Below are 8,618 nucleotides of genomic sequence, written 5' to 3'. Positions count from 1 at the left end.
TCTCTCCTCTTTTCGGGTCTATCACCCAGTCGATTTGAGTGTGGTTATCCAGTTTTTTTAAGTACATATAGCCATCTTCAAAGGCAAAGACTTTGTGGGGAAAGATCAAGGTGACTGTTATGGCCGTAAGTTGCAATACGCCCATAAAATGCGCTGAACGAAGTGAAACGCATCGGCCGCGATCTGTGCGCTTCACTTTGTTCAAGACCGTAAGGCGTAATAACCAACGAGCATTGCGCCGTATTTTTAAACTACTAAAACTCATATAAATCTCCATCAACTTCAGCCCAAGGCCGTAAGGCGGAACGCATCGCGGTTCCGCCATATGGTGGCATTTTGATTGGCGAATCGCCGAGTGGCATTCGCCCGTTTTTGCCTAAACCGGCCTTGCCCGTCAAGGCTGTAACGCGCATAACCAACGGGCATTGCGCCGAATCAACGATGGTCAACCTACGGCGCAATACGGCTATCGCCTATTGCGCCCTACGCGGGCTGATTCTGGAAGGCCACGCCGCCACGCAGGCGATGATCCAGACCATCATCAACAACATCCTGCTGAAAATCATCCGGACCGGCGTCGAATTTCGCCAGCCGGTTTGGTACGCGAATCGTATCGCAACGCGGCGCTAGCCGGCGAAACTGGCGCGATGGGTCGTTATCCGTGCGGACCCTCGCCGACTGGGGGGTAGGCCGGTCTATAACGAATAACTAATACTGAAGCCAAGCCTAACGTCCTGGTCCAGAATCGGCAGCGCGCTTTGTTTATTGGCGAATGTGCCGACCACGGTGCCCATTACCGACCAATGGTCGTCGATGGCATAGGTCAGCATTGCGCTGGTCAAGGCTTGGTCGGCGTTGAGTGTGCCTTGGTTGTAGGAGATGAAGGTCAAGGTGTCGTTCCAAAAACGGCAGTTGTAGCGTATCAGCCAGGTACCGAACAGGTCGGCGTTGCTGGCGCGCTCGCTGGCGGCCAAGCCGCTGTCGCGGTCCAGAAACGAGCGGACTTGTACCGAGGCATTGATGTTTTGGTCGTTGGTCAGCGCGTAGTCGAAACCAAAGGAGGCGCCAATTTGATCCTTGCGCGCGGTCGAGGTATGCGGGATCGGCGCCAAAATGGTGGTATCCTCGAGCAGGCCGACGCTGTAGGCCAAGTCCAGCTTCAGCAGCAATTTGCCGATGGCCCGGTTGGCACTGGCGCCCAGCAGCCAATAGCCGTTGTCCTTGGACTGGATGTGGCCGTTCAGCGTGGTCGGCGTCAGATAATGTAGCTGGTTTTCTTGCAAATAGGCCGCCATCAGCGACAGATCGCTGTGTTCGACCGACCATTGCATCCGCGCGCCGACTTCAATCGGGTGCCGGTCCGGCTTGGGATCGTCGATCGGAAACAGCGGCGCGGTGTAAGCCGGACTGCCTTTACGCGGCAGCGGGTTGAATTGCGGATTCAGATTGACGAACATGGACCAGCGCCGATTGGCCGCGAAATGCTCCCAGACCGCGAACCATTGGTTGATACGGGCGTCTTCGACCTCTATCGTGCTCAGGTCGCGGTATTCCAGCACGTTTAAGGTGTCCAGCACCGAATTGCCCTCGGCCTCGCCCCACACCAAGGTCTGCCGGCCCAGCTTGAAGGTGTGGCTGCCGAAGGTCTTGCTCAGGTACAGCTCGTTCAGCCGCATTTCGAGGTTGTCCAGGCGTTGTTCCATTTCGATGGACTGGCTGCTTAAGCCTTCGAAGTCGTAATCGGACGGCCAGTACAGCTTGGCCTGACCGCTGCCTTGCAGATTCCAGCCGGGCGCGAACGGATTTTGGTACTTGATCAGTAGGCCGAGCCGGTTGTCTTCGACGGTCGGCTGCTTGTGCCGGCCGGAATCGGTTTTGTGGTCGTGAACCTGCGCGTAAACCAGTTGGGTAAATTTGAAGGTGAATCGATCCAGCCAGCCGTCGGCAGCGGCCGGCGGCGATGCGGTGGCGTCGTCGAAAGCCAATGAGCCGGTGTCCGGCAAGTCCAGCACCGGCTCGGACGCGGCCGCCGCGCCGGGTTCAGCCCGCGCGGGGAGCGCCAGGCTCAAGACGACGGCCAGATACAGCCGGGACCGGTTTGGGCCGGGGCCGCGCGGTGGGCAAGCAATCACCGTCAGTTCGCTTGGGCTCGCAATTGCTCCAGCGTGGTTTCTCTAAATGCCACGTCGGTTAACGTGCGCTGGGTCAGAAAGTCGTCCGGGATTTTGACGTTGCTGTTGATTTCGCTGCGGGCCATATTCGATAAGCGATTGGTGACCAGATTCATCATGGTTTGAGAACGCGCGGTCCAGACGCCTTTGATTTCCTCTACTTTCGAAGTCAGCAAGCGCTTGATTTCCTTGTTTTGCTTGTCGTACAGCTCGACTCGCAAGGACACGTAGCGCTCCTTATCGACGTACATCACCCGGCGGCCGTAGCGGGTCTTGCGGGCGCGCTCGGCGTTCGGGATGGTTTCGATTTTCCAGACCGGCCGGCCGGCTTCCACGGCTTCGCCCAGGACGTTGATCGTGTAATCGTCCAATTTGCCGGTCTCGGTGTCTTCGGTGGTGAATTCCGAGCCGAACAGCGAGGCCGGTTCGGAATCCTCGTCGGAATTGCCGCTGGCGATGCGTTTGACCTTGCCGAGCGCCGACAAATACAGCCAGGTTTCGTTATCCTTGCCGGTTTCGTCGTAGCTGTAATTCAACATGCCCACGCCTTTTTCGGACGCCGGTTCCAGCACGATGGTCACCGCCTTGGTGTCTTTTTTATTCTTGCCGTCGTTGATGCCGACCGCTTCCAGCAGTTTTTCTCGGGGCGTTTCGGCGCAGGTGATTTTGTTGTCCTTGATGCCGTATTGGCAACTGGATAAGCGCGATTTGACGAAGGCCGAGTCGGTGATGCTGCGCTGATAGTCGGACAGCTTTTCCAATATGGCCCGCCCGTCCGGCGCGCCGCCTTCCTCGGCCGCCGCCGGCTGAGCCATGACGGCGCATACCGTCGCCAGAATCAGCCGATTTGCAAGGGTATTACGCATGCTTGAACCTCATAAATTGACGGTCGTATCGACCTGTTTGAGACCGAATTTCGGTTTGAAGGCCACCAGCAGGGCCGGCAGCAAAAACAGCTCGCACAAGATGCCGACGAAAATCGCCAAGCCGCCGAAGATGCCCATCTTCGCGGTGCCTAGGTAGTCGGAAAAACCTTGAATCGAAAAACCCAGGCCCAACACCATGCCGGTAAACAGTATCGACGGGCCGACTTCCTCTATCGTTTCCCGCAAGGCTTCGGCCATCTGCCGGGTCTTGATCAGCGCCTGTCGGTAATGAGTCATGAAATGGATGGTGTCGTCCACCGCCAAGCCGATGATGACCGGCGCCAACAGCAAGGTATCGGTGTCGAGCGGTATGTCCAGCAAGCCCATCAGGCCGTAGGTGAACAAGGCCGGAATCACGTTGGGAATCAAGGACAGCAAACCGGCCTGCACCGAACCCAGCGTCAGGAAGATAATCACGCTGATCACGCCCAGCGCCAACAAAAAGCCGTCGTACTGCGAATGGGCGATGATGGCCTGGGTGCGCATCGCCAGCGGTACCGTGCCGGTCAAGGTCACTTCCAGATCGGGAAACTCGGCTTTCACGTCACCGAACACCAGTTCGATTTCGCGGTTCACTTCGTCGAAGAAGGCCTGGTACTGCGAAGAACCGGCGCTATAGACATTGACGCTGATATGCGACTGGCTGTAGTCGTCGGAGACGATGCCGCGCCGGTCGGCCGGATTGACGCTGTTGAACAGGTACAACAATTGCGCCACCATCGTCTGTGAGTCCGGGATGCGGTAAAACTCCGGCCGGTCTTCGTTCAGCACCCGGTAAGTATCCTTGACCAGATTGGCCAGCGAATAGGTGCGGCTGACCTGGTCCGGATATTTTTCGGCGATTTTTTGTTGCAGCCTATCGATCCGGGTCAGAATTTTTGGGTCGAGAATGCCGTCCGCCGTTTTGGTGTCCAGCATGATTTCCATGTTTTGGGTACCGGCCATTTTGCTGTCGGCGGTCTGATAGGCCACGCGGATGCTGCTGCCTTCCCGGGTCAGTTCGGTGACGTTGGAGTCGATGCGCAATTGGCTTTCGCCGTACCAGCAAGCCGCCACCAATGTGCCGAACAACAGCAAGGACAGCCGAAATTGCCGCGAGGCCAAGCGCGGTACCGCTGTCAACAAGCGTTTCTGGCCGCGTACCACGCCGTAGGTCAACACCGAAATCAACGCGATGTAGCCGCCCACGCTCAAGCCCAAAGCCAACATCACCAAGCCGACGTAGCCGATGCCGCAAGCCGTGCGAACCGGCACGGATAGCGCCAGCCAACGATTCGCCACGCGCCGCGTCCAGCCCGGCTTGACCGAGGCGTCGGCCACGCCGGGATGCCAGAAGTCCAACAGGATCGGCAACAGCACCACCGAAAATAAGTAGGCCAGCCCGACGCCCAACGTGGACATCGCCGCGAACACCCGGATCGGATAAAGCTCGGACGAAATCAGCGAAAAGGTACCGGTCATATTGGTGATGCTGGTGATCAACATCGGCAAACCGGCGGTCGCGTAGGCATCCGAGAGCGCCTGCCGGTGGTGGTCGCCATCCTGACGGCGGGATTGGTAAATGCTGATGACGTGGATGCAGTCGGCCATGCAGCAAACGAACACCAACATCACGGTCAGACTGATCATCGTCGATAGACTCTTGCCGGCCCAGGCCACCGCGCCGGTCACCCAGACGATGCTGAACAGCACGATCAACACCGGCCACAGCACCGCACTGAACGAGCGGAACAGCACCCACAGCAGTACCACGTTGATCAGAATCATGCCCAGGTTCAAGCCGGCCGATTGCTGCAGCACTTGCTGCACGAATTCCATCAGCGGCGGATAGCCGACCGAATAAAATTCGAAGTCGTTGTCGTAGCGTTGGTAGACGGCTTTCAAGGCCTTGACGAAGCGGGCGTAAACAAAGTTATCGACCTTCTCGTACTGGATGGTTTGCACCTCGGCGCTATCGTCGAACTTCAGCGTGTCGGCACCGCCCACCACATCGCCGAAGCTGTCGTCCAGCGCCACACCGTCGGCGTTGACCTGGGGCACGTAGTCCTTGACCGGGATGGCGCCGAAATCGGTTTGGATCAACAGCGCCGCGTATTGGCCGTCCGGCGAGTAAAATGCCAGCCGATAGTCTTTTTGCGCCAGCGCCTTGGCTTTGATTGCGGCGAATTCGGCCGGACTGTCGGGCAATTGCCGCGGCACCAAGCGGTTGGAATGCAGGGTGTCGCCGTCGGCGCTTTGCACGCGGATGTTGCTTAAGGACTGCACCCGGCGAATATGGCGCAGGTCGTCCAGAGCGGCGGTTTGTCCATTGGCGTCCTTGACCTGGTCGCCGAGTTCGCGCCAGTTTTCCAAGTCGTCGGTCAAGGCTTGCAGGGTTTCCAACGAACGCCGCGAGAACACGTCGCCGTCCTTGGCCCGGTAAACCAAAAATACCGAGTCGTCGCTACCAAACTGGCGGCGAAACTTGTCCAGCGCGACGATGGCCGGATCGCTCCGGTCCAGAAAGCTGTTGGCGGCGGTGTTGATGCTGGTGCGAGTCAGCGCGCCGAATAGCAAAAACAGGGTTAGCGCGAGAGTGGTCAGTAAAATCGCCCACTTAAACCGGATTACCCGCATCGGGACACCGGCAAAATATTCGTTCAGGCTGTCGAACCATTTTTCCATCGCTACTCCATTGCATCGGTGCGCATGCACCCGATCGTTTCCAGCGGCTAAGTGTGAGGTGTTTGGCGGCGCGCTTGTTGCCGGGCGAGTCCTAAATCGCGCCGCTTACGCCGGCCAGCAATTACCGAGCCAAGCGGCTGGCGCGGAAATTCAAGGGCTCCAGGCGGGCGCGGAAGTGCTAAATGACTAAACTATGTTTTTTAACTTAGGCGGCGCGTGAAATGGCGCGATTGGGTTCATGGAAAGCAGGGTTTGATTTTTGGGGGTGTTGTTTAGCGGTTTGGAGTACAAACCTAGGTTTGCACTCCGCCGTTTGTCAGGCAAGCGGGGCAGGGCTGAACCGCGCCACCTCGACGATGGCGCGCTGGTGTTAGCGAGTGGATACCGAGTAACGCCGCAAGGCCGGATCGGCTTCAATGTCGGCATCGCGGAACAAACAGGGGCGCCAAACTTTGTTGGAGAACAATTCAGTCTGGTCCGCGAAATGCGGCGAGTCGGGGTCGGTCGATTGCGAGAAGGCCAGCACGGCCTGGCCTTGCGGGCCTTGCGGGGTTAATTCGACCGCCAGCAAAAACGAGGTGCCGTAATTGACCACGTAACCCTGGTCGGTCAAGCCGGTGGCCGGATTCAGCAGTTTTCCCCGTGTGGTACCCGGAAGCAGGGTGTCGTTCGAGCCACTGTAGGCCGCCATGTTCAAAATGCCTTCCTGGCCTTGGCCGCCGTGGATCGGAATCTTGGCGGCGTTTTTCCGGCTGAATTGCAGATCGCCTAATTTGGCGTCCAGTGCGATGCCGGCTTGCGTCAAGGTTTGCACCGCCTTGCCCAGCGCCAATAAGGCGGGGTCCGGGCCATTTTTCGGCGCGGGCGCTAGGCCGTTAGGCGTGGTGAGCGGCGCGGCCGGATCGAAGGCCTGAGCAAAGATCCTGTCCTTGGCCGACATCAGCGTATCTTCGTGGCCGCCGGCTTCCGGGCGAAACGTGCTCAGAAACTCGCGAAACAACACCGCGCCCCGGCTTTCCAAATCGAAGCGTTCATCCCAGTTGGCCAGTACCCGGCATGCTGGGCTCAAATCGACGCGCGTGGTGCCGATTTTGACCGACTTGGTGGCGTGGCAGCGTTCCACCAGGGCGGTTCTGAACAAGCGGCCGGCCAGCGATTGGTTGGACAAGGCCGCGTCCTTGACCGACTGCAACGAAAATTTGGCGTTTTGCTGGGTCAAGGCCAATGCGTTCATTCGAGTCCGCAGCGACGGCGGCTGCCGTTCGTCGCCGTACAGCGAGTAAAAGCCTTCCAGCGGTTGCTTGGGGTTGGCCAGCCAGTGGCTGTCGTTGGCATTGAACACGAAGTCGCGGCGAGCCAGTTGCGGGGCGCGCTCGAACGGTAGCAAGCCCGGCTTGCGAGCGGCCGGATCGTTGAGCCATTCGTCGCGCGACGTGCTGCCGTCCAGCACATAGATACCGTGAAACGCGTAGAGCGCCGCAACGCCCGGATCGCTTAGCTTGGCTTGCCGCCAGGCCTGTAACGTCGCCGGCGACAAATGCGGTACCGGCGAGCTGTCGGCATACCAAGTCTTGCCTTCGGCCGACGCGGCGATGGTGTTGGAGAACGGCACGCTGCCGGCCCAGCGCCGGTGGGCGTCGATCAGGCCGTCCATGTTCGTTGCCTTGGCCATGTCGAAAAATTGGGCGAGCATCGAGTCGTTGTCGATATTGGCGTCGCGGTAGGTCAACACGTGTTGCGCGTTCCAGGCGTAGTCGGCCATGCCGCCGGTCAGGGCCGCCGGAATCGACAGGATGGGGCCGTAATGACTGCGCCATAGCTTGCGGGTTTTTGATTCCAGCGTTCCGGTTTTATTCAATACCTCAATCGTATAGTCGGCCGGCTCCAATGCCCGCATCTGACCGTCGTAATAATAGCGGGTGGCATCGCCCGGCACCAGATTCAATTGGTATAGCGTGGCCTTGGGCGAGGTGGTTACGGTTAAGGTCCAGGCGACCGCGGCATTGAAGCCGACCAGCGTGTTCGGTACGCCGGGGACGGTGATGCCGTACACATCGAGTTGACCCGGCACCGTGACGTGCGACTCCCAAGCCTGTAATGCGCCTTCCCACGGAAAATGCGGTTGGGCCAGCAACATACCGTGGCCGGACTCGCTCAACTCGCCGCCGACCGCCCAGCCGTTGCTGCCGGGCTTTGCGGTGTCGGTCGGAGGGATGGGCGGCGCTGGTGTCGTTGTCGGCGCTGCGGCCGCTTGCGGCGGTTGGGCGCTACTCAAAAAGGATGTCAGAAAACGGCTGCTCAGAAAGATGCTGAAATCAGTGGAGATCGCCAGCAGGTCGGCCGGAGTGATCGTCACCGATTGTTTGGAATCGCGGCAGGTGGTGGGCAGCTTGCCGGTTTCGGTGACGGCCAAATAGCGGTTGATGCCGGCCGCGTGAGCGCTCAGCATGGCTTGGATGTCGCTCGGCAGGCCGGGCAGGCGTTTTTCCGCGTCCGCCAGCAGCCGCAAATGCCGGTAAGCAAAATCGCTTTCGACGTTGGCGTCGTATTCGCCGGGTCCGAAATAACGCGAGCGCTGGCCGCGCACCTTGATCACCTGATCCAGCAGCACGCAAATCCGGTCTTCGGCCATCGCATAACCCTGGCCGAACCAGGCGCCGGGCAAGTCCGGCGCGGTGATGTGCGGTACACCATAACGGGTGCGCCGAATCGTTGCCGAGTAGGGATGTTCGCCGGCCGCCGCCGACAGGGTGTTCTGATCCATGTTGTTGAATGACTCCGAAAGACAGGTGCCGCTTAACAGCGGAACGAATATAAAAAAAGCCGATATGCAGGCTGTTGCGAATGATCGATTGGC

The 8,618-nt window shown here is 59.1% G+C and carries 6 protein-coding genes; 1 reads left to right on the top strand and 5 read right to left on the bottom strand.

What is annotated here, in order from left to right; genetic code table 11:
• Positions 1 to 265 (bottom strand): hypothetical protein (locus tag AC3B8H_RS15300; RefSeq protein WP_488442408.1); only part of this gene is annotated, 265 nt, incomplete at its 3' end.
• Between the two features lie 176 nt (positions 266 to 441).
• Between AC3B8H_RS15300 and AC3B8H_RS15295 the strand changes: the two genes are divergently transcribed.
• The gene (locus AC3B8H_RS15295; RefSeq protein WP_488442407.1) at positions 442 to 630 is read left to right on the top strand and encodes a hypothetical protein; all 189 of its coding nucleotides are present in this window, start codon (positions 442 to 444) and stop codon (positions 628 to 630) included.
• Positions 631 to 695: 65 nt separating this feature from the next.
• Here AC3B8H_RS15295 and AC3B8H_RS15290 read toward each other — a convergent pair whose 3' ends face one another.
• The 4 genes from AC3B8H_RS15290 to AC3B8H_RS15275 all read right to left on the bottom strand — a co-directional run bounded on the left by AC3B8H_RS15290 (position 696) and on the right by AC3B8H_RS15275 (position 8,525).
• Positions 696 to 2,132: a DUF1302 family protein gene (locus AC3B8H_RS15290; protein WP_488442406.1), complete on the bottom strand. Its 1,437-nt coding sequence runs from the start codon at positions 2,130 to 2,132 to the stop codon at positions 696 to 698.
• A gap of 2 nt (positions 2,133 to 2,134) precedes the next feature.
• A complete protein-coding gene (locus tag AC3B8H_RS15285; RefSeq protein WP_488442405.1) occupies positions 2,135 to 3,037 on the bottom strand; it encodes an outer membrane lipoprotein-sorting protein in 903 nt (300 codons plus the stop codon).
• Between the two features lie 9 nt (positions 3,038 to 3,046).
• Complete coding sequence (locus AC3B8H_RS15280; protein ID WP_488442404.1) at positions 3,047 to 5,761, bottom strand: efflux RND transporter permease subunit; 2,715 nt, start codon at positions 5,759 to 5,761, stop codon at positions 3,047 to 3,049.
• Positions 5,762 to 6,131: 370 nt separating this feature from the next.
• Complete coding sequence (locus AC3B8H_RS15275) at positions 6,132 to 8,525, bottom strand: penicillin acylase family protein (RefSeq protein WP_488442403.1); 2,394 nt, start codon at positions 8,523 to 8,525, stop codon at positions 6,132 to 6,134.
• Between the last annotated feature and the right edge of the window lie 93 nt (positions 8,526 to 8,618).

Source organism: Methylomonas sp. BG-2, from assembly GCF_057766305.1.
This window is presented reverse-complemented; position numbering and strand designations above follow the sequence as displayed.

What these genes read in the sequence shown, in the direction of transcription:
- AC3B8H_RS15280 (WP_488442404.1), bottom strand. Translation starts at nt 5,761, where the DNA reads ATGGAAAAATGGTTCGACAGCCTGAACGAATATTTTGCCGGTGTCCCG.
- AC3B8H_RS15275 (WP_488442403.1), bottom strand. Translation starts at nt 8,525, where the DNA reads ATGGATCAGAACACCCTGTCGGCGGCGGCCGGCGAACATCCCTACTCG.
- AC3B8H_RS15295 (WP_488442407.1), top strand. Translation starts at nt 442, where the DNA reads ATGGTCAACCTACGGCGCAATACGGCTATCGCCTATTGCGCCCTACGC.
- AC3B8H_RS15285 (WP_488442405.1), bottom strand. Translation starts at nt 3,037, where the DNA reads ATGCGTAATACCCTTGCAAATCGGCTGATTCTGGCGACGGTATGCGCC.